This window comes from Chitinophaga sp. 180180018-3 (genome assembly GCF_037893185.1).
Classification (GTDB): domain Bacteria; phylum Bacteroidota; class Bacteroidia; order Chitinophagales; family Chitinophagaceae; genus Chitinophaga.
Window position 1 is genome coordinate 6,073,609 of sequence record NZ_CP140772.1, and the last position, 20,166, is coordinate 6,093,774.

At 46.7% G+C, this 20,166-nt stretch carries 17 protein-coding genes; 7 read left to right on the forward strand and 10 right to left on the reverse strand.

Features of this window, described 5'->3' with window-relative positions; genetic code table 11:
• The first annotated feature begins 15 nt into the window (after nucleotides 1-15).
• Nucleotides 16-3,156, forward strand: a complete 3,141-nt coding sequence (locus UNH61_RS23605) for an efflux RND transporter permease subunit (protein ID WP_326994477.1) — start codon at nucleotides 16-18, stop codon at nucleotides 3,154-3,156.
• A complete protein-coding gene (locus tag UNH61_RS23610) occupies nucleotides 3,149-4,585 on the forward strand; it encodes a TolC family protein (RefSeq protein ID WP_326994478.1) in 1,437 nt (478 codons plus the stop codon). The genes UNH61_RS23605 and UNH61_RS23610 overlap by 8 nt, the downstream gene beginning before the upstream one ends.
• Nucleotides 4,586-4,676: 91 nt before the next feature.
• Here the strand turns inward: UNH61_RS23610 and UNH61_RS23615 are convergent, their stop codons facing one another.
• The 3 genes from UNH61_RS23615 to UNH61_RS23625 are packed head-to-tail and all read right to left on the reverse strand — an operon-like array spanning nucleotide 4,677 to nucleotide 7,053.
• A complete protein-coding gene (locus UNH61_RS23615; protein WP_326994479.1) occupies nucleotides 4,677-5,471 on the reverse strand; it encodes a prolyl oligopeptidase family serine peptidase in 795 nt (264 codons plus the stop codon).
• 35 nt (nucleotides 5,472-5,506) lie between these two features.
• Nucleotides 5,507-6,304: a class I SAM-dependent methyltransferase gene (locus UNH61_RS23620; protein ID WP_326994480.1), complete on the reverse strand. Its 798-nt coding sequence runs from the start codon at nucleotides 6,302-6,304 to the stop codon at nucleotides 5,507-5,509.
• A gap of 11 nt (nucleotides 6,305-6,315) precedes the next feature.
• Nucleotides 6,316-7,053, reverse strand: coding sequence for a glycosyltransferase family 2 protein (locus tag UNH61_RS23625; protein ID WP_326994481.1), 738 nt, complete (start codon nucleotides 7,051-7,053; stop codon nucleotides 6,316-6,318).
• A gap of 187 nt (nucleotides 7,054-7,240) precedes the next feature.
• Here UNH61_RS23625 and UNH61_RS23630 point away from each other — a divergent pair, with 187 nt between their 5' ends.
• Together UNH61_RS23630 and UNH61_RS23635 are read left to right on the forward strand one after the other, a co-directional pair.
• On the forward strand, nucleotides 7,241-8,569 hold the full coding sequence (locus UNH61_RS23630) for a hypothetical protein (RefSeq protein WP_326994482.1): 1,329 nt from the start codon (nucleotides 7,241-7,243) through the stop codon (nucleotides 8,567-8,569).
• Nucleotides 8,570-8,742: 173 nt separating this feature from the next.
• Nucleotides 8,743-9,699 carry a LysR substrate-binding domain-containing protein gene (locus tag UNH61_RS23635; protein ID WP_326994483.1) on the forward strand — a complete coding sequence of 319 codons (957 nt, stop codon included), beginning with the start codon at nucleotides 8,743-8,745 and terminating at the stop codon, nucleotides 9,697-9,699.
• Between the two features lie 80 nt (nucleotides 9,700-9,779).
• On the opposite strand, the gene UNH61_RS23640 is transcribed toward UNH61_RS23635, so the two are convergent.
• From UNH61_RS23640 to prmA, 3 genes are all read right to left on the reverse strand, one after another.
• The gene (locus tag UNH61_RS23640) at nucleotides 9,780-10,583 is read right to left on the reverse strand and encodes a M48 family metallopeptidase (protein WP_326994484.1); all 804 of its coding nucleotides are present in this window, start codon (nucleotides 10,581-10,583) and stop codon (nucleotides 9,780-9,782) included.
• A gap of 99 nt (nucleotides 10,584-10,682) precedes the next feature.
• Nucleotides 10,683-11,324, reverse strand: a complete 642-nt coding sequence (gene plsY, locus UNH61_RS23645) for a glycerol-3-phosphate 1-O-acyltransferase PlsY (protein ID WP_326994485.1) — start codon at nucleotides 11,322-11,324, stop codon at nucleotides 10,683-10,685.
• Nucleotides 11,325-11,441: 117 nt separating this feature from the next.
• Entirely contained in the window at nucleotides 11,442-12,266 is an 825-nt protein-coding gene (gene prmA / locus UNH61_RS23650; protein WP_326994486.1) for a 50S ribosomal protein L11 methyltransferase, read from the reverse strand.
• A 101-nt stretch (nucleotides 12,267-12,367) separates the two neighbouring features.
• On the opposite strand from prmA, the gene UNH61_RS23655 reads away from it, so the two are divergent.
• Nucleotides 12,368-12,943, forward strand: a complete 576-nt coding sequence (locus UNH61_RS23655) for a hypothetical protein (protein ID WP_326994487.1) — start codon at nucleotides 12,368-12,370, stop codon at nucleotides 12,941-12,943.
• 81 nt (nucleotides 12,944-13,024) lie between these two features.
• Here the strand turns inward: UNH61_RS23655 and UNH61_RS23660 are convergent, their stop codons facing one another.
• The 3 genes from UNH61_RS23660 to UNH61_RS23670 all read right to left on the reverse strand — a co-directional run bounded on the left by UNH61_RS23660 (nucleotide 13,025) and on the right by UNH61_RS23670 (nucleotide 16,605).
• Nucleotides 13,025-15,364 (reverse strand): polyribonucleotide nucleotidyltransferase, encoded by a 2,340-nt coding sequence (locus UNH61_RS23660; protein WP_326994488.1) that lies wholly within the window; start codon nucleotides 15,362-15,364, stop codon nucleotides 13,025-13,027.
• A gap of 126 nt (nucleotides 15,365-15,490) precedes the next feature.
• Nucleotides 15,491-15,763 (reverse strand): 30S ribosomal protein S15, encoded by a 273-nt coding sequence (gene rpsO / locus UNH61_RS23665; RefSeq protein WP_326994489.1) that lies wholly within the window; start codon nucleotides 15,761-15,763, stop codon nucleotides 15,491-15,493.
• 146 nt (nucleotides 15,764-15,909) lie between these two features.
• Nucleotides 15,910-16,605 (reverse strand): ATP-binding cassette domain-containing protein, encoded by a 696-nt coding sequence (locus UNH61_RS23670; protein ID WP_326994490.1) that lies wholly within the window; start codon nucleotides 16,603-16,605, stop codon nucleotides 15,910-15,912.
• A 179-nt stretch (nucleotides 16,606-16,784) separates the two neighbouring features.
• Between UNH61_RS23670 and UNH61_RS23675 the strand changes: the two genes are divergently transcribed.
• Nucleotides 16,785-17,156 carry a BlaI/MecI/CopY family transcriptional regulator gene (locus UNH61_RS23675; protein ID WP_326994491.1) on the forward strand — a complete coding sequence of 124 codons (372 nt, stop codon included), beginning with the start codon at nucleotides 16,785-16,787 and terminating at the stop codon, nucleotides 17,154-17,156.
• Nucleotides 17,153-18,829: a M56 family metallopeptidase gene (locus UNH61_RS23680; protein ID WP_326994492.1), complete on the forward strand. Its 1,677-nt coding sequence runs from the start codon at nucleotides 17,153-17,155 to the stop codon at nucleotides 18,827-18,829. The genes UNH61_RS23675 and UNH61_RS23680 overlap by 4 nt, the downstream gene beginning before the upstream one ends.
• Before the next feature lie 107 nt (nucleotides 18,830-18,936).
• Here UNH61_RS23680 and UNH61_RS23685 read toward each other — a convergent pair whose 3' ends face one another.
• A complete protein-coding gene (locus UNH61_RS23685; RefSeq protein WP_326994493.1) occupies nucleotides 18,937-20,115 on the reverse strand; it encodes an AIR synthase related protein in 1,179 nt (392 codons plus the stop codon).
• Nucleotides 20,116-20,166: the final 51 nt, after the last annotated feature.

Genomic DNA, 20,166 nt, shown 5'->3' on the forward strand with positions numbered 1-20,166 from the left:
TGAAATCAGCATGTAATGTTTGATACTTTCATAAAACGACCAGTGTTATCACTGGTCATATCGCTTATTATCACACTGGTAGGCCTGCTTGCCTTATTCACGCTGCCAGTAACACAATTCCCCGATATCGTACCTCCTTCGGTAACGGTAACTGCGAAATATACCGGCGCCAATGCTGAAGTATCCGCCAAAGCCGTATCTACTCCGCTGGAACGCGCTATCAACGGGGTTCCCGGCATGACGTATATGTCGTCTGTTTCCAGTAATGACGGCATCACCGTTATCCAGGTCTTTTTCCAGGTAGGCACAGATCCTGATCAGGCGGCCGTAAACGTACAAAACCGCGTAGCCACTATTATTGATGAACTTCCGGAAGAAGTGATCAAAGCCGGTGTGACCACGGAAAAGGAGGTGAACAGTATGTTGCTCTACCTCAACGTGATGAGTGAAGACACTACCCTGAACGAACAGTTTATTTACAACTTTGCCGACATCAACGTGCTCCAGGAGCTGAAGCGTATCGATGGCGTGGGCCGCGCAGAAATCATGGGAGCAAAGGAATATGCCATGCGCGTGTGGCTGAAACCCGACAGGATGCTGGCCTACAACGTTTCGGCGGCTGAAGTGATTGCGGCCATCCGTAAACAGAATATTGAAGCAGCACCAGGAAAAACCGGAGAAAGTTCCGATAAGCACCCGCTGATGCTACAGTATGTATTGCGCTACACCGGGAAATTCTTCGAACCGGAGCAATACCGCCAGATCGTGCTCCGCGCCGGCCAGGATGGGTCCGTACTGCACCTCAAAGATGTGGCAGATGTGGAATTCGGTTCGCTGACCTACAGCATGGTATCTAAAACAGATGGCAAACCTTCCGCCTCCATCATGCTCAAACAGCGCCCGGGATCCAATGCCCGCGAGGTGATCAATAATGTAAAGCTGAAAATGGAAGAAATGAAAAATACTTCGTTTCCTCCCGGCATGACCTATAACTTTAACTACGACGTATCCCGCTTCCTCGACGCATCTATACACGAAGTAGTACGTACGCTCTTCGAAGCGTTTCTGCTGGTGTTCATAGTGGTATTTATTTTCCTCCAGGATTTCCGCTCCACCCTTATTCCGGCCCTCGCTGTTCCGGTGGCGCTGATAGGTACCCTGGCTTTTATGCAGATGATGGGCTTCTCCATCAACCTCCTCACTTTGTTCGCATTGGTATTGGCCATCGGGATTGTAGTAGATAACGCTATTGTAGTGGTGGAGGCGGTGCATGTAAAAATGAGCGAAGAACATCTCCCTCCTATGGAAGCCACGCTGGCGGCCATGCGGGAAATCAGCGGTGCACTGGTTGCTATCACGCTGGTGATGTCGGCGGTATTTATCCCGGTGGCGTTCCTCTCCGGTCCGGTGGGCGTTTTCTATCGTCAGTTCTCACTCACACTCGCCATCTCCATTGTGATATCTGGTATCAATGCAGTAACGTTAACGCCTGCACTCTGTGCCATTATGTTGAAACATAACACCGGCCGGCAGCCTGAAAAGAATCTGTTGCAGCGTTTCTTTAACGCTTTCAACAAGGGTTACAGTGCCACAGAAAATAAATACGCCAGACTGGTCAGCTTTATCGCAGGCCGGCGACTGGTTACCCTCGCTTGTCTTATTTTCTTTTTTGCTGCCACCTGGGGAATCAGTGCTATCCTTCCTTCCGGTTTCATTCCTACGGAAGATCAGGGTATGATCTACGTCAACGTAACCACTCCGCCCGGCGCCACCGTAGAGCGTACAGAAGAAGTACTGGATCAGGTGCAGGAAGTAGCTGCTGCGATGAAGGAAACGGAATCCGTATCTACATTGGCAGGGTACAGTCTTGTTAACGAAGTGGCCGGCGCCTCCTATGGTATGGGGATGGTGAATCTCAAGCCCTGGGATGAACGCAAAGCTTCTGTTCAGCATATCATCACCGAACTTCAAAGACGAACGGCTCATATCGCCGATGCTAAAATAGAATTCTTCCCTCCTCCTACCGTTCCTGGCTTCGGAAACTCCAGCGGATTTGAACTCAGGCTCCTCGATCGCAGCGGCAGCGGCGACCTGCGACAAACGGCCCAGGTAACCAACCAGTTCATCGATGCGCTGAAGAAACGGCCGGAAATAGGCAGCGCCTTCACCAGCTTCGACGCCGAGTTTCCGCAATACCTCATCCATGTAGACCAGGCCATGGCGGCCAAGAAAGGCGTGAGCATTGAAAATGCGATGGACAATCTGCAGACCCTGATGGGTAGCTTTTATGCGTCCAACTTCATCCGCTTCGGTCAGATGTATAAAGTGATGGTACAGGCTGGCCCAACCTATCGTGCCAAACCAGACGACCTGCTGCGGCTCTACGTCAAGAACGACCGGGGAGAAATGGTTTCCTATTCCGATTTCGTAAAACTCGAACGCGTATACGGTCCGGAACAACTCACACGCTACAACATGTACACAGCTGCCATGATCAATGGAGATGCCGCCGCTGGCTACAGCAGCAGCCAGGCCATTGCAGCCGTGCAGGAAATAGCTGCCAGAGAGCTTCCCAGAGGCTATAGTTACGAGTGGAGCGGTATGACCCGCGAACAGATCCTCTCCGGGAACCAGGCCGTGTACATTTTCATCATCGTGCTGGTATTCGTATATCTGCTGCTCGCCGCTCAATACGAGAGTTTCCTGCTTCCACTGCCGGTGCTGCTTTCACTGCCGGCGGGGATCTTCGGTGCATTCCTTTCACTGAAGCTGCTGGGACTGGAAAACAATATCTACGCACAGGTGGCACTGGTAATGCTGATAGGCCTGCTGGGTAAGAACGCGATTCTGATAGTGGAATTTGCTATCCTGAGAAATAAACACGGTGCATCCGTTCCGGATGCAGCCAAAGAAGGAGCCGTATCCAGGTTACGTCCTATACTCATGACCTCCTTTGCATTCATCGCCGGCCTGATCCCACTATGTATTGCCACGGGTGCGGGCGCAATGGGTAACCGCTCTATCGGTACAGCCGCTGCGGGAGGAATGCTGATAGGTACCATTTTCGGCGTACTGATCATACCCGGATTATACGTGCTGTTCGCCTCCATGATCAGAAAAAAGACTACAGAACTAAAAGCTTACACTAATGAATAAACGAATATACCAGTACCTTGTTTATGCCGGTATCGTTACAGCCACGGCGGCCTGCAGCACTCAAAAAGCGCTGCAGCTGCCGGAGCGTGTGTCCGTTCCCGTTGTATCCGGCGAATCGGCCGACACCTTATCGCTGGCCAGCTTCAAACAGGTATTTGCAGATCCGCATCTCCGCAACCTGATCGATACCGCGCTACAAAACAACTTCGACCTGCTGTCGGCAGCAAAAAGGGTTTCAGTGGCTCAGGCCAACCTGATGATGGCAAAAAACGCCTGGTTGCCCTCATTGAATCTGTCGCTTTCCGCCGGTGTAGATAAGTATGCCGACTATACCATGAACGACGTTGGTAATTTCGATACTAACCTTTCGCCCAATATCGGCAAGGATCAGCGCATCCCGGATCCTACGCCGGAATATTTCGCCGGCTTACGGAGCAGTTGGGAAATTGATCTGTGGGGCAAACTGAAAAGCCAGCGTCAGGCCACCTACGCCCGTTTTCTGGCCAGTACACAGGGACGCCGGCTGTTGGCTACACAGGTGGTAGCAGGCGTAACAGGACTATATTACGAATTGCTGGCAATGGATAACGAACTGGCTATTATACAACGCAACATTAAACTGCAGGAAGCAGCAGCAGCTACTGTTCACATACAAAAGGAAGGAGGCAGGGCCACTGAGCTGGCCGTCCAGCAATTCACAGCACAGCTGCTAAGTACACAGGCACTGGAATATGGCGTAAAACAGGAAATCGCATCACTGGAAAACCAGCTGAATGCGATCATGGGAAAACTTCCCCAACCGGTGCTGCGCAGCTCCGTAAAAGATTCACTGTCATTGCCCGATGCCGTAAAGAAAGGCATCCCTGCCAGTCTGCTCCTGCAGCGGCCCGACGTTCAACGCGCAGAGCTGGAACTTACGGCCGCCAAAGCAGATGTTAAGGCTGCCCGGGCCGCCTTCCTGCCTTCGTTCACCATCACGCCCTATGCAGGCTTCAATGCCTTCAAAGCAGGCCTGCTGTTTCAATCGCCTGCTTCTATTGCCTGGGGCGCAGCCGGTAACCTCGTGGCACCCATCTTCAATAAAAAACAATTGAAAGCGCAATACAACATTAGCACCGCCAATGCCTACAGCGCTTTCTATGATTATCAGCAGGCAATCGTAAATGGCTATCAGGAAGTAGCATCTGCTCTGAACAAAGTAGACAACCAGCAATCCACCTACACCCTGAAAAATAAGGAAGTACTGGTATTGCAGCAGGCCGTATCCACTGCCAACATCCTCTTTTCTACAGGCTATGCTAACTACCTGGAAGTGATTACCGCTCAAAAAAATGTACTGGAAGCAGAACTGGCACTCGTCAATACCAGGCGGAATATTTACCAGGGAATGGTTTCGTTGTACAGAGCGCTCGGAGGAATTACGAATTGAGAATATAGCATGAAGAATGAAGAGCGACGATCTTAGCGAGTAGTAAAATACTATATTACTCGCTAAGATCGTCGCTCTTCATGCTATATTCCTAATTCTTAATTTTACCAAACAGCCACCCCATAAATCCCGGCTCTACAAACATATTATCCCAGCTATTATGTCCAACACCCGGATATTCCGTGTATTTTTCATCGGCGCCCAGGGTTTTAAGCCGGGCATCATAAGCGCGGGAAGCTTCAACAGGCACTACGGGATCAGCGCCACCGTGAAAGATCCAGATAGCTACTTTTTTAGCGAAGCGGTCGGCAGATGCAACATCTCCTGCACCGCAGATAGGGAAAGCGGCGGCGAAAAGCTCAGGGCGTTTGGTGATCATGTAAAATGTTCCCATACCTCCAAGCGATAACCCGCCTATATAAACTTTTCGTTTATCTACTTTTCCACTTGCCAGCAGGCTGTCGAGCAGCTGATTCAGCAATGCAGTAGGCGGAGTGGAAGGTTCATCCATAGGAAAATCGGCCCGGATGATCTTACCGGAGGTATCGCGCTGCAGCTTCATAGCAGCCCATGATTGCCCATCCGGGCATTGGGGAAATAATACAAATGCCGGGTAATGCTCCCTGATGCTGTCTCTCAGGAACATATCGCCACCATGCAGCAGCTGGGCGTTGTTGTCGGTACCCCTTTCACCTGATCCGTGCAGGAAAATAATGAGTGGATATTTCTTATGCTTATTATAATTCAATGGCTTCAGCAACCGGTACCGGAGTACATTGCCATGGCGACTGAATGATCCGTAGCTGTATTGGGAGAGATCCTGTGCAGTGGCAGCCAGGCCACTGATCAGCAGGCAGCAAAAAAGAAAGGCTTTCAGGTAATTCATAACGGGGAATTTTACCCGAATATACTACCTGTGAATCAGTATTTCAGCGTAAAATGCTGTTTCACCCTGAAATCTTTACGGAAAAATACCAGTCCGATGAAAAAGAGATCAATGGTCATGGTCACCTGCGGGTGTTCCTGAATGGTATGCCAGGCGGCCTCCATATCAGGGGTCCAGTGAATGTCGTCAAATATAAAAACAGAATATTCGTCTGCAAACTGCAGGCATTGCCTGAAGTACGCCAGCGTCGGATCTTTACGGTGATTTCCATCTATATACACCAAATCCGGCAACTGCATTTGTTTTAATACTTCCGGCAGCACATCATCGAAGTTACCGGTCACCTGGGAAATATTACGGAGCTGCAGGGCTTCAAAGTTTTTGGCAGCACGGGCAGCAATATTCGGGCAGCCTTCTATGGTATAGACCTTTGCCTGGGGCACTGCCTTTGCCATATATGCTGTAGAAAGCCCCATAGAAGTCCCTAATTCAAGTATCCGCTTTGGTTGAAGGTATTGTATCAGCCGGTAGAAGAACTGCCCGAATTTGGGCTGTTTTGCGGCATAACGGGTAATATCTCTTACTCTCCGCTCATTACCGGCCGATATCAGGGAGCCTGCTCCCAGGTCGGTTACCACCAACGTTTCATTACTATGCAACAGTTGTTTGCGCAATGCTTCTATGTCCCTGAAGGCCGGATATTGTTTCTTATCTCTCAACACATCCTCTATCAATGAAAATACAAACGGAGAATGTACATCATGACGGTTATCAGATGTGAAATAATACTTCAGGTACTTTCCGGCTAAATTATATTGTTGCGCTAAACTCACTGACTGTTTTTTTAATAGATCCTTCCTTTCATCAATCCCCACATATGCAGCCTGTGCTGCAAAGACACCCTCAGTACCCCCATTCCGTATATAGCACTACGTTTGAAATTGATACTGGAAGCTTCATCAAAGTATTTGGTCGGACAGGTAACTTCTGCAATATCGTAGCCTTTCATGAAAATCTGCGATACCATTTCGTTATCAAATACAAAATCATCACTATTAGCCATATAGTTGATATTCCGCAATACTTCTGCAGAGAAAACACGGTATCCTGTATGATATTCACTCAGCTTCTGCCCTATCAGGATGTTCTGGCTTAATGTTAAGAAACGATTAAATATATACTTATAGGCCGGCATTCCTCCTTTCAATGCTCCCTTGCCCAATATCCTTGATCCAAACACCACCGGATACACGTCGTTTGCAATGATACTGCACATAGCCAGGATCAGTTTGGGCGTGTACTGATAGTCGGGGTGCAACATCACTACAATGTCGGCACCAAGCTCCAGCGCTTTATTATAACAGGATTTCTGATTCCCGCCATATCCTTTGTTATTATCATGACGAATCAGGTGCTTGATCCCCAGCTTGCGGCCCACCTCCAGGGTTTCATCTTTACTGGCATCATCCACCAATACTACGTCATCAACTATTTCAAAAGGGATCTCCTGGAAAGTTCTTTCCAGTGTAAGCGCTGCATTGTAGGCTGGCAGTACAACTACAATCTTTTTGTTATTAAGCATGAAATTTGGATCAAATTTGGCTGCAAAGGTAAGTCACCTGCTGATAATACAAAATATATCGCTGAAAAGCCTTATTTCGCCACCCATCATGATTTAATTTTAACTGTTATTAATTATTTATCTTTGCCTGATGATGTTTTTGGCATCATATTTTCTTAATTTTTTGTTAACAAAAAGCAAAAACAACATGTTAAGACACCTACCAACGGAAATGAAGCATGATAAACTGTCGACTGTTAAGTCCGATGAGTCATTACCGTTAGTAAAACCGGCCCGGAAATATTTCACTGCAGGATGGGTAAAAGTAATACCAGCTCCGCTCGCCTTACTTCTCAGCTTCCACGCAGCCCAAGCCCAGGATCCGGAATTGAAAGGCACTACCGCCCCGGTGATCAAGACCCAGGACACCACTATCCGCAAACTGATTGAAGAAGTACAACGTATTACTGATAATGATAAACAGAATTCCAATGCTATACAGGCACTCTTACAGGGAAAGGAAATCGACAATATCACCAAGTACGAATTAATCAAAAATAATATCATTAACGCCAGTGAAACCTATTATTTACTCAATAAAAAAATCATAGATCTAAAATCACGTACTACTACCAACAACCTCGATGTATTTATCACCTCGCTGAACAACCCGGAAAGTAAGGCACTTGGATTTTCACTGAGCGATCGCATCGTGGAGCTGGTAGAAAAGATTATCCTGAAGAATAAAGGGGATAAAGGCGAGAAGAATTCTAAAATAGTAGAATCTACCAAGTCTATCATCAACAGCCCGATATTCCAGAGTTTCACCTCACTCACGCCTCCACTGGCTATTGCCAATTCAGTGATGAACTTCCTGCATAGCGTGAGCGTGAACAACAAACAGATCAATCAGAAATCCCTGCAGGAATTCGAGAAAGAGCTGAATAAGTACGTAGTATATTACACCGCGCTCAACGATGCGAATCAGAAGTTCGAATATGGTTTGAACTTCAATAAAGATCAGTTAAGCCTGTTACAGGATAACCTGTTCGACCATCTGTCATTCACCGCCACTTCACTGAAATTTCCCGCTCCGCAAAAAGGAAACAAACCGCTGAGCCAGACGATGAACGACTATTTCTTCGATTTCAAAAAGGAGAAAGTAGTGGATTATTTTAATAAGCTGGAAGAAAAATACACTAAGGGAAAAAGAGTGGATTATGAATCCCTGCTGCGTGAAAACTCTTCCCTGAAAGAAGTGAATAACCAGCTGGAAGACCTGGTACTACAGACTAAGCGCTTCGAGAACCTTTACAACGAATACTTTACGCTGCTGGACTCTTACTACGCCAAAGTGAATAACTCACTGAAGATCGCCCAGGACAATGGACTGGCCGATAAAAGTATCATCGATAACAAACAAGGCGAGTTCAGAAACCTGAAAACAGAAGCTGTAAACGAAATACAGGCATCTATTAATATCAGGGAGTTGTATACTAATACCGAAAAAATTAAGTACAGATACAGAATCTTCTAACGAAGTATTACGAATATTAAGGAATAACAAGAAGACCTTAGCGACTAATTATCAATCGCTAAGGTCTTCTTGTTATTTCTTAATTCTTCTCTCCTGATTCGTAATTTCACTCATGATTAGAATCAACTTTCTATAGATTTTATTGATATCTTTGCCTTTACAATCATAAGGTAATGACGACAGTTCAATTGGAATACATTGTTGCGGTAGACACCTATAGAAGTTTTGTGGTGGCAGCGGAAAAATGTTTTGTGACACAGCCGACGTTGAGTATGCAGATACAGAAACTGGAAGATGAATTGGGTATTAAGCTGTTTGATCGCAGCAAACTGCCGGTGGTACCTACTGAAATCGGTGTTTCTGTGATAGCCCAGGCGAGGATCATTATCAAGGAAAATGCCCGGATCCGTGAAATAATTGCCGACCAGAAAAAGGAAGTCCAGGGGAACCTGAAAGTAGGTATTATTCCTACCCTGGCGCCATACCTGCTACCGCGTATCCTGACGGGTTTCATGAAGAAATACCCCCGGGTAAAGCTGGAGATATGGGAATATCCTACCGAGCAGATCATGCAACAACTGAAGCAGGAACTGCTGGACTGCGGACTGCTGGCTACTCCCCTTCACAATCCGCACCTGGAGGAAACGCCGCTCTTCTATGAAACATTTGTAGTATATACTTCCAAAACGCATCCGCTGTTCGAAAAAAAGATCGTCAGGTCAGAAGATCTCGACATCAAGGATGTATGGTTGCTCAACGAGGGCCATTGTATGCGTAACCAGGTATTAAATATCTGCAAAGATAAGTTCACCATGGGCGACAATAAAAACCTCGAATACAATACCGGCAGTGTGGAAACATTGAAAAGAATGGTGGATCTGAACGAAGGATACACCATCCTGCCGGAGCTCTCCTTACAGGATCTCTCTTCCCGTCAATTGAACATGGTCCGCTTTTTCAAAGCCCCGGAGCCGGTGCGTGAGATCAGCCTTGTAACACATCGTCACTTTATCAAACAGGCGCTGATAGAAGCGTTCAGGAAAGAAATCCTGATTCACATTCCCGATAAGATGAAAGCGCAGAAGAATCGGAAAGTAGTGGAAATTCTTACAGAGAAAATTACGAATTAGAATGAAGAAATAACAGGAAGACCTTAGCGATTGATCATATCATCACTAAGGTCTTCCTGTTATTTTTTCATTCCTGTTTCTTAACTCCTCCCTGGAGTATAATACTTCATCGCTTCCGGCATCAGCTGCTGCAGCTTCTGCACACGGGTTGCATCGCTGGGGTGCGTGCTGAGGAATTCAGGAGGTTTCTGGCCATTGCTCATGTTAGCCATGCGCTGCCAGAAGGGAATGGCTTCCTGTGGGTTATAACCAGCCATTGCCATGAATATTACACCAAGGTGATCAGCTTCCAGTTCGTTAGCACGGGAAAAAGCCAGCATTCCAAGATTACCACCTACACCGAAAGCCTGGTTGAAGAGATTTACAGCAGTCGGGTTTTTGTTCAGCGCTACCGCGCCTGCTACTTCGATACCCTGCATCACAAGGCCCTTACTCATACGCTCGTTACCATGACGGGCAATAGCGTGCGCAATTTCGTGCCCCATCACACAAGCCAGGGCAGTTTCATTCTGCGTAACCGGCAACAAACCAGTGTATACTACTACTTTACCACCCGGCATACACCAGGCATTCACTTCTTTACTGTCTACCAGATTGAACTCCCATTTATAGCTGGAAATCTCGGCGGCCATATTATTCTGGGTCATATAACGGGTAACAGCATTGGCAATGCGCTGCCCAACCCTTCTTACCATTTCGGCATCCCGGCTGGTAGACTGCGCTACCACTTTGTTCTCGCTCAGAAAGCTCTGATATTGCTGCAATGCCATCGACTGCATTGTGCTTTCAGGAAGCAGGGTTAGCTGACTACGACCTGTAATGGGAACACGGGTACAGGCAGCCAGTGAAAGTCCTGCAGTAAAGAATAAGACATACTTTTTCATGGGAGCATTAATTTTAGTCTGCGTAAAACGCAAAAAGCAAAAAGCATGCACATTTAATGCCATTGCTTTCTGCTTTATACTTTTTGTTATAATTTATAACTAGTTTTTGTCTTTTTTGTTCCGGAATAACGGTACTTTATTTTCCACTCCTTTCAATAAACGCGTGATATTTTTCTGATGGGTCAATACCACCATCAACGCTACAGCAATGGCAAAGATGCGGTAAAATATCTCCGGCTCGTTAAAAATATATAGTATCAATATCGGAAACGCGATACTCGCAATGATAGAACTCAGTGAAACATACCTGGTCAGAAAAAGTATCATAAGAAATACACCCACACAACACAGCGCTACCAGCGGTTGAATAGCCAGCACCAGCCCGAACAGTGTAGCGATACCCTTACCGCCCTTGAAATTAGCCCAGATAGGGAAAATATGTCCTACCACAGCTGCCAATCCTAACCCGATCTGAAGATTTACAAGTTGAGTAAGATGCTCAGGATCATGATAATAGGGAGCCAGGTAAGCTAACCGTACTGCTAAAACACCCTTCAGCATATCCACCACCATCACAAATGTTCCGGCTTTTGGTCCAAGTACCCTGAAAGTATTGGTAGCACCGGCATTGCCACTGCCATACTCCCGGATATCCATACCAAAAACACCTCTACTTACCCAGACAGCGGTAGGGACAGATCCTATCAGATAAGCACAAATAAGCAATATAATTTCTATCATCACTACAAGTTAGGAATGCTAAGATAACAAATTCTATGTTAAAATAGAGAGAATATTAGAAAAGATTGTAACACAAAAGTTGGATTATCAACACGTTTCATATATGATTTTAATCCATTACGCTACAGGTGTTACAAACTCCAATGCCAGCCAGTTGTCTTTTTCCACTCGTTTTTCTTTCACAAAGCCCTGAGAAACAGCCGCTTCTGTGATATTTTCCTCATCTGTTGGAAGTATGCCGCTTAATAAAAGCTTCCCGCCGGGTTGTACCAGCTTCCGCATATCTCCCATAAACCGGAGCAGAATGTTGTAATTAATATTCGCCAGCAAGATATCGTATTTTCCGGTAATAGCATCAAGATTATCCGCCTGCCAGACTTTTACCTTATTCATTGCATTGGCAGCCACATTCTCCAGCGTGTTATTCACCGCCCATTCATCATTATCGATCGCTTCTACTTCGGCAGCTCCCATCATTTCCGCAAGGATGGCCAGGATACCGGTTCCGGTGCCAAAATCAAATACCCGTTTGCCTTCAATAGCGAGGTCTTTCATCAGCCTGATCATGGAAGAAGTGGTGGCATGATGCCCGGTACCAAACGCCATCTTGGGCGTGATCACAATCTCATACACAGGCGCCGGATCAAACGGAGCATGGAACGCCGCCCTGATTCCGCAGAAATCATCTACCCGCACCGGCTGAAAATTACTTTCCCACACCTCATTCCAGTTCACTGGTTGAATAGTTTCTTTCGTATAGGCAACACCGTAAGGCTGCAATGTTTCCTGCAGCACGGTTTCATCAAAATCTGTTTCGGGAATGTAAGCGATCAGTGCGTCTGTCTGCTCCTCGAAGCCTTCATAACCTAACTCCGACAAATGTGCAATCAACAACTCAGCCTGCCCTGCGTCAGCTTTTATAGTAATGGCAATGTGTGACATAGGCGGCAAAGATAGGCAATTGATGGGTTAAACGTTATGGTAGTTTGACTCGTAATTATTTTAATATTATTATATTTGATTAAAATATTATATCATATCCTATGAAAACACTACTTATGCTGGCAACAGGCATACTGTTGTCTGTTACAGGCTGGTCGCAGGTTATCAAAACCAAACAGCCCCCGGATCCAGTTACCGATTCCATCATCTATCAGACCGAAAATGTAACCATGATATTCGACCGGCAGGTGCTGTATGAATATATGTTATCGAAAGATACGGCCCTGCGCAATAGTCAATATAACAACCGGGTATTTAACAGCGTAACATTCGCAAGACTGAATGCCGTAGACATGGGTAACCATTTCCGTAAGGCTTTTTGTTATCTGGAAGATAGCACCAACAAAGACTTTGCCTATAGTACAGGCAGAATGAATATGTTATGGGCAGAAGATGGTGGTATCATGGCTCCCTATGTAGAAGAACTGCTGCCCGACCTGCTGGCGGCAGGTACTGTAAGAGTGATCGACAGAAGCAGCAAAGCGCTGCAGCCATCTTACAAAATGATTGCAGAACCTATACAAGGCAATAATTACCGGGTGTTCCGTCTGAACAGTGGTAAGGAAATTTTCAGGGAAAGTACTTTCCGGGTAGAACAACTTACAAAAAGGTACTAGCATTCAGCTATCAGCAAAAACAGCGAAGACTATACGATATCGTATAGTCTTCGCTGTTTTTATTTTAACAGTAGTTGTTTCTTATTCGTCGAACATTGGCTCCTGTGGCTTTTCAGGACCGGCGTTCTGAGAAGAATTATCTCCACCGCTGCGTCTGTCGCCTCTGTCGCCACGATTGAAATCGCGCCTGTCGCCACCACCGCGTCTGTCGTCACGATGACCACCGCGTCTGTCGCCACGATCTCCGCGATCACGGAAATCGCCTCTGTCGCCACGCTCTCCACGGTCTTCGCGTTCTACGTATCCTTCGGGTTTAGGCATCAGCACTTTGCGGCTAAGTTTGAACTTACCGGTTTTAGGATCTGTACCGGTGAGTTTCACTTTTACTTTTTCACCTTCGCTGAGTACACCTTCCATTGTTTCCAGGCGTTTCCAGGAAACTTCAGAGATGTGAAGCAGGCCTTGTTTACCAGGCATGAACTCTACGAAAGCACCATAAGGCATGATTGATTTTACTACGGAGTCGTACACCTCGCCTACTTCAGGCACGGCAATAATTCCTTTAACCCAGGCAACAGCTCTGTCCAGACCATCTTTCTGTGCAGAGAAGATGCTCACTTCGCCGGTTTCGCCTACTTCTTCGATATTGATAGTAGTACCGGTTTCGCGTTGGATTTCCTGTATCACCTTTCCACCGGGTCCAATCACTGCACCAATAAATTCGCGATCGATGATGATCTTCTCCATGCGTGGAGCATGTGGTTTAGGTTCAGGACGGGCAGCAGGTACGGCTTCGTACATGGCCTCAATGATATGCAGGCGGCCTTTGCGGGCTTGAGCCAGCGCAGAGCGCATTACATCCATACTCAGACCATCTACTTTAATATCCATCTGGATACCTACGATACCATCACGGGTACCTGTTACTTTAAAGTCCATATCACCGAGGTGATCCTCATCTCCCAGGATGTCAGTTAACACCGCCCATTTTCCATCAGCAGCACGGGAAATCAGGCCCATTGCCACACCGGAAACGTGCTTAGGAATAGGAACACCAGCATCCATCAGGGCGAGGGAGCCGGCGCAAACGGTAGCCATAGAGGAAGAACCGTTTGATTCGAGGATATCGGATACCACCCTTACCGTATAGGCGTAATCGCTACCCGGCATCATCTGCTTCAGGGAACGCATCGCCAGGTTACCGTGACCAACTTCACGACGGCCGGGGCCGCGCATCATTTTCACTTCACCGGTAGAGAACGGAGGGAAGTTATAGTGAAGGATAAATTTAGAATAATTAGAAACAGCAGCACTCTCGATCAGCAGTTCATCTTCCGGAGTACCGAGTGTAACAGTGGTCAGTGACTGTGTTTCACCACGGGTGAACAGTGCAGATCCATGCGGGGAAGGCAGTATATCTGTTTCCATTGCCAGCGGACGTACCTGCTCGAGGCTACGACCATCGAGGCGAACAGATTCGTCGAGGATCATGTTGCGTATTACCTCTTTCTCCAGTGCATGGAAGTATTCTCCTACCAGTGGCTGGTCTTCTTCCGGCAATTCGCCCAGGTGCTCTTTCAGTTCTTCTGAAATCTTCGCAAAAGCTTCAGCACGATCGTGCTTGGCAGAGGCAGATTTAGCAACCTGGTAAATTTTATCTTTCGCGAAAGCAGCTACTTTCGCCTCTAATTCTTCGTTGTGGTGAGGTAAAGCAAATTCACGTTTGCCCTTCACACCTTTCAGATCACGCAGTTCTTCCTGTGCTTTTACCTGCACCTTGATAGCAGCATGTGCCGCTTCAATAGCCTGGATCAGGTCTTCTTCCTGGCACTCTTTACTTTCGCCTTCCACCATCATGATGTTCTTGTCGGTAGCACCAATGATGAAATCCATATCGGCTTTGGCGAGGTCAGAGCGGTTAGGGTTAATCACATACTTGCCTTCGATGCGGGCAACACGAACCTCAGAAATAATTTCCTGGATAGGTACATCGGATACTGCCAGTGCAGCGGATGCTGCCAGGCAGGCTAAAGCATCAGGCATTACCTCCGGATCAGAAGAGATCAGGGTAACCAGCACCTGTACTTCGCATAAATAGTTATCGGGGAACAGCGGACGCAGCGCACGATCAATCAGGCGGGAGATCAGCACTTCGTAGTCAGATAACCGGCCCTCGCGTTTGAAGAAGGAGCCTGGAATACGTCCGGCAGAAGCAAATTTTTCCTGGTAGTCAACTGTAAGGGGGAAGAAAGACTGGCCTGGTTTGGGTTCTTTATTTGCTACCACGGTGGCCAGCAAAATCGCATTCCCTAAACGCACCGTAACAGCACCATCGGCCTGGCGGGCCAATTTGCCTGTTTCGATGGTCACCATCCGACCGTCTCCTATATCGAACTTCACTGAAATAGGTGTCAGATTCATAATAAAGTGAGGATTAAAAAAATAAAGTTATTCTTTTTTAGTCTCTAAAGAACAACAAAAGGTATACATACAAAAAAACTATTCCCAACCTTAAAAGTTGGGAATAGCGCTATAATGAAGTCATGGTTACTTTCTGATACCTAATTTCTCGATCAGGGCACGATAGCCGGAGAGATTAGTTTTAGATAAGTAAGAAAGCAGGCGCTTCCTCTGACCAACCATTTTCATCAGACCACGGTGGGTAGAAAAATCTTTCTTGTTTTCTTTCAGGTGACTGGAAATGCTGTTGATACGCTCAGTCAGCAGTGCGATTTGTGCTTCCACAGAGCCGGTATTTTTTTCACTTCCGCCAAATTCTTTAAAAATATTGGCTTTCTTTTCAACAGTTAAGTAAGACATCTTAAAAAATAATAAATAATGATAATGTTTGTTGTCGCTATTTTTCCGGTGCAAAGGTAACTTAAAAAAAAGGATTTACCAATTAACCGAAAATTAATAATAAATGAGAGACAATCACCATCTATATACCTTTCTTCAGCAACTCTTTAAGAAGAAAAATTCACAGCGGCGTTATCTGTTACCCGTCCGTTTTCGGTACGAAGGACCCTGGACGGGAATTTCTGTAGTACAATATAATCGTGGGTAGCCATTACTATAGCGGTACCTTCGCGGCAGATACGGAACAGGAGCTGCATGATGCCGTCTGACGTTTCAGGATCAAGGTTACCGGTTGGCTCATCTGCCAGAATTAATTTGGGAGAGTTGAGCATCGCCCGGGCAATATCCACACGCTGCTGCTCACCGCCTGATAATTCATATGGCATTTTAAAACCTTTGGTACCCAGCCCTACTTTCTCCAGCACATCTGTTATCTTACTCTCCATTTCCTTGGGGTCCTGCCAGCCGGTAGCACGAAGCGCGAATTTCAGGTTATCGTGCACATTGCGGTCGGTCAATAACTGGAAATCCTGGAACACTACCCCCAGATTCCGGCGAAGGTAAGGTACTTTTTTCCAATCCATCTTTTTTAAATCAAACCCCACAACCTGACCAGTACCATCTTTCAACGGCAGATCTCCGTATAAAGTCTTCAGCAAACTGGATTTACCGGTTCCGGTTCTGCCAATGAGGTACACAAATTCTCCTTTATTCACCGTGATATTCACATCAGATAATATCAGCGAACTCCCCTGGTATATACTGGCATTGGTTAATTGGATGATTGGTTGTTCAGACGTCATTTCCTTGCTGTTTTTTATGAAATTACGAAGAACAATTACGAATTCGTAATTCGTAATTGTTTTCCTATTCCGACAAAAATAACCAAATTAAGTACAATTCTGTGTCCCGTATAACTAAAAAAGCAGTTCGTAAACTAACAAATTAGTTTTAACTTGTAACGGAAAACAGTAATCAGATTATGAAGCAGCTCACCAAAGCAGAAGAGCAGATCATGCAGGCACTCTGGGAAACCGGACCTGCCTTCGTGAAAGAGATCATTGAAGTGATGCCGGAGCCCAAACCACATTACAACACTGTTTCTACCCTGATCAAAATCCTGATGGAAAAAGGATTTGTAGATTATAAAGCATATGGCAAATCGCACCAGTATTTTGCCCTCGTCAGTAAAGACGCCTATAGCCATAAAACGGTGAACAATATCGTAAAAGGCTATTTTGGCGGGTCTTTCAGTAACATGGTGTCTTTCTTTGTAAAGGAAAAAGAACTCAGTATTACTGAGCTGGAGAAGCTGGTACAGAAAATCAAAGATTCCCAAAAACACAAGCCATGACCACACTGCTCTTATATCTGGCGAAAGTGACGATCTGTTCCGCGGTATTGTACGGGTACTATTTCATTGCGCTCCGCAATCACCGTTTTCATCAGTGGAACCGGTATTATCTGCTGCTTATCACCATTGTATCATTGCTTACTCCCCTGCTGCAGATACCTTTATCGTGGCATGCCAGGGAAAGCTCCAGAATGCTGGCTTATACCGGCCGGATCGTTAGCATACGGGAAGCCGTTATCCCGCCTGCACCACAGGGCATCAGCTCCGGCACAACCATCAACCTGGTGTATGCCGGCATCATTGCGTTGCTGTTACTGCGTATACTTATAAACCTGGTGCGTATCCTCAACCTGGTTCGCCGCAGCAGCGTACAACATATTCCACCCTACCAGTTCGTACAGCATCCGGGTATACAGGCACCTTTTTCCTTTTTCAGCTATATTTTCTGGGATCAGCAAACTTCCCTGCAAAGCCGGGAGGGGCAACAGATTCTCCGGCACGAGCTGGTGCATCTGCAGGAAAAACACAGCATGGACAAGCTTTTCATGGAACTGGTGACAGCAGTTTGCTGGATCAATCCTTTCTTTCTGCTGATCAGACGGGAGCTTTCGCTTGTACATGAATTCCTGGCGGATAAGAAAGCTGCCGGCGAAGAAGTGGCGGGCTACGCGCAAACCATCCTCCAGATGGCATTTCAAAGCAAACAATTCAGCATCACGAACGACTTTTTCCATCCGCCCATCAAACGGAGAATACTGATGCTGACCCGTCTTCATACACCACGGTTCAGCTACCTGCGCCGGTTACTGGTACTGCCGCTGGCAATTTTTATCTTTTGCTCACTTGCATTTGTGGCCGAAAAGCGCCCACCCGCCATTCGGGCGCTTACTGCCACTCTTGCCGATCATAGTATTATAACGGCGCCGCCTGCACGTAGTAAAGAGGTATTTACCTTTGTAGAACAACCACCTGTATTTAAGGGTGGAGAAACAGCGCTCGCAGCTTATCTTTCCAAACATATCCATTATCCGAAAGCTGCCCTGGAAAAGGGGATCAGCGGAATTGTATATGTACAGTTCCAGATCGATGAAAACGGATTACCGCGGGAGATAAAAACAGTAGGCAAAACGCCCGGCTATGGCCTCGATCAGGAAGCCGTCCGCGTTGTCAGGCAGATGCCTGCGTGGATACCCGGCCGGCATAACAATGAAAACGTTCCCGTACAGTTTAACCTGCCGGTTCGCTTTGTACTCAATGAAAGCAATACAACGCCGCCCTCTGAAACAATACATACTCCTGACGTTGCGGAAACGCCTGATGTTAATTTTACATCGCCAGAGGATCACAGGGAAATATTCACTTTCGTGGAAACCCCGCCCACGTTTAAAGGTGGTGAAGAAGCCCTGGCAAAGTATCTCTCAAAAAACATTCATTATCCCAGGCTCGCTCAGGAAATGGGTGCCAGCGGTACCTTGTTTGTCCGTTTCCTGATAGAACAGGATGGCAGCATCAGTGACATCGCCACAGTAGGTACAAAAGTATTGGGATACGGACTGGAAGAAGAAGCTATGCGGGTCGTAAAAGCAATGCCCAAATGGAACCCGGGCCTGCAAAACGGACGGACCGTGACTGTGCAGTTTAACCTGCCGATACGGTTCACATTGCAGGAATAAGAATTAAGAAATAGCCCGAAGAATCTTAGCGTATAATGTTATTATCAATCGCTACGATTCTTCGGGCTATTTCTTAATTCTATATTCTCAATTCTTAACACTCTCCACTATTCGTACTCAAAAACACCTGCCGGCGCTTTCACAGTAACTTTCTTTTTCTCTGCAGCTTCTACACGTCCGATGATTTGAGCATCGATGTTATAGCTTTTGGAAATGTTGATGATATCGGCAGCGATGGCCTCGGGCACATACAATTCCATGCGGTGGCCCATGTTGAATACCTGGTACATTTCTTTCCAGGGGGTACCTGATTGTTCCTGGATCAGACTGAACAAAGGCGGTATGGGGAACAGGTTATCCTTGATAACGTGCAGCTGCTCGATGAAGTGCAGGACTTTCGTTTGAGCGCCACCACTGCAATGCACCATGCCGTGGATCTGCGGCCGGAACTGTTCCAGCACTTTCCTGATCACTGGCGCATAGGTACGCGTGGGAGATAATACCAGCCTGCCGGCATCAATATCACCAAACCCAGGTACTGCTACTTTATCGGTCAACGCTTTCTTTCCACTGAATACCAGTTCAAAAGGAATGTTCGGGTCGAAACTCTCAGGATATTTGGTAGCGATGGTTTTATTGAACACATCATGACGGGCACTGGTCAGTCCGTTACTTCCCATGCCGCCATTATACTCACTTTCGTAGGAAGCCTGTCCGTAAGAGGCGAGTCCGACTACCACATCGCCGGCCTGAATACGGTCGTTGGAGATCACATCGGCGCGTTTCATTCGGCAGGTTACAGTAGAATCCACGATGATAGTGCGCACCAGGTCGCCCACGTCGGCGGTTTCGCCGCCGGTAGACCAGATGCTGATGCCGTGGCTGCGCAGTTCTGCAAGGATATCTTCTGTACCGTTGATGATGGCGGCAATCACTTCCCCGGGCAACAGCTGTTTGTTGCGCCCGATGGTAGACGACAACAGGATATTGTCCGTAGCACCCACGCAAAGCAGGTCGTCCATGTTCATGATGATGGCATCCTGCGCAATTCCTTTCCAGACACTGAGGTCGCCGGTTTCTTTCCAGTAAATGTAAGCCAGTGACGACTTGGTACCCGCTCCATCGGCGTGCATGATATTGCAATAAGCATCATCGCCACCCAGGATATCGGGCACTATTTTGCAAAATGCTTTAGGGAAAAGTCCCTTGTCAATATTTTTAATGGCATTATGCACATCTTCCTTGCCTGCTGAAACACCGCGTTTGGCGTAAATGTTATTATCCACCGGAACTAAATATGTATGTAAATAAAAAATAAACTGATTAAAGACATTCTT

Coding starts and splice junctions, on each gene's coding strand:
- UNH61_RS23605 (WP_326994477.1), top strand. CDS start 16: ATGTTTGATACTTTCATAAAACGACCAGTGTTATCACTGGTCATATCG.
- UNH61_RS23610 (WP_326994478.1), top strand. CDS start 3,149: ATGAATAAACGAATATACCAGTACCTTGTTTATGCCGGTATCGTTACA.
- UNH61_RS23615 (WP_326994479.1), bottom strand. CDS start 5,471: ATGAATTACCTGAAAGCCTTTCTTTTTTGCTGCCTGCTGATCAGTGGC.
- UNH61_RS23625 (WP_326994481.1), bottom strand. CDS start 7,053: ATGCTTAATAACAAAAAGATTGTAGTTGTACTGCCAGCCTACAATGCA.
- UNH61_RS23630 (WP_326994482.1), top strand. CDS start 7,241: ATGTTAAGACACCTACCAACGGAAATGAAGCATGATAAACTGTCGACT.
- UNH61_RS23635 (WP_326994483.1), top strand. CDS start 8,743: ATGACGACAGTTCAATTGGAATACATTGTTGCGGTAGACACCTATAGA.
- UNH61_RS23640 (WP_326994484.1), bottom strand. CDS start 10,583: ATGAAAAAGTATGTCTTATTCTTTACTGCAGGACTTTCACTGGCTGCC.
- plsY (WP_326994485.1), bottom strand. CDS start 11,324: ATGATAGAAATTATATTGCTTATTTGTGCTTATCTGATAGGATCTGTC.
- prmA (WP_326994486.1), bottom strand. CDS start 12,266: ATGTCACACATTGCCATTACTATAAAAGCTGACGCAGGGCAGGCTGAG.
- UNH61_RS23655 (WP_326994487.1), top strand. CDS start 12,368: ATGAAAACACTACTTATGCTGGCAACAGGCATACTGTTGTCTGTTACA.
- UNH61_RS23660 (WP_326994488.1), bottom strand. CDS start 15,364: ATGAATCTGACACCTATTTCAGTGAAGTTCGATATAGGAGACGGTCGG.
- rpsO (WP_326994489.1), bottom strand. CDS start 15,763: ATGTCTTACTTAACTGTTGAAAAGAAAGCCAATATTTTTAAAGAATTT.
- UNH61_RS23670 (WP_326994490.1), bottom strand. CDS start 16,605: ATGACGTCTGAACAACCAATCATCCAATTAACCAATGCCAGTATATAC.
- UNH61_RS23675 (WP_326994491.1), top strand. CDS start 16,785: ATGAAGCAGCTCACCAAAGCAGAAGAGCAGATCATGCAGGCACTCTGG.
- UNH61_RS23680 (WP_326994492.1), top strand. CDS start 17,153: ATGACCACACTGCTCTTATATCTGGCGAAAGTGACGATCTGTTCCGCG.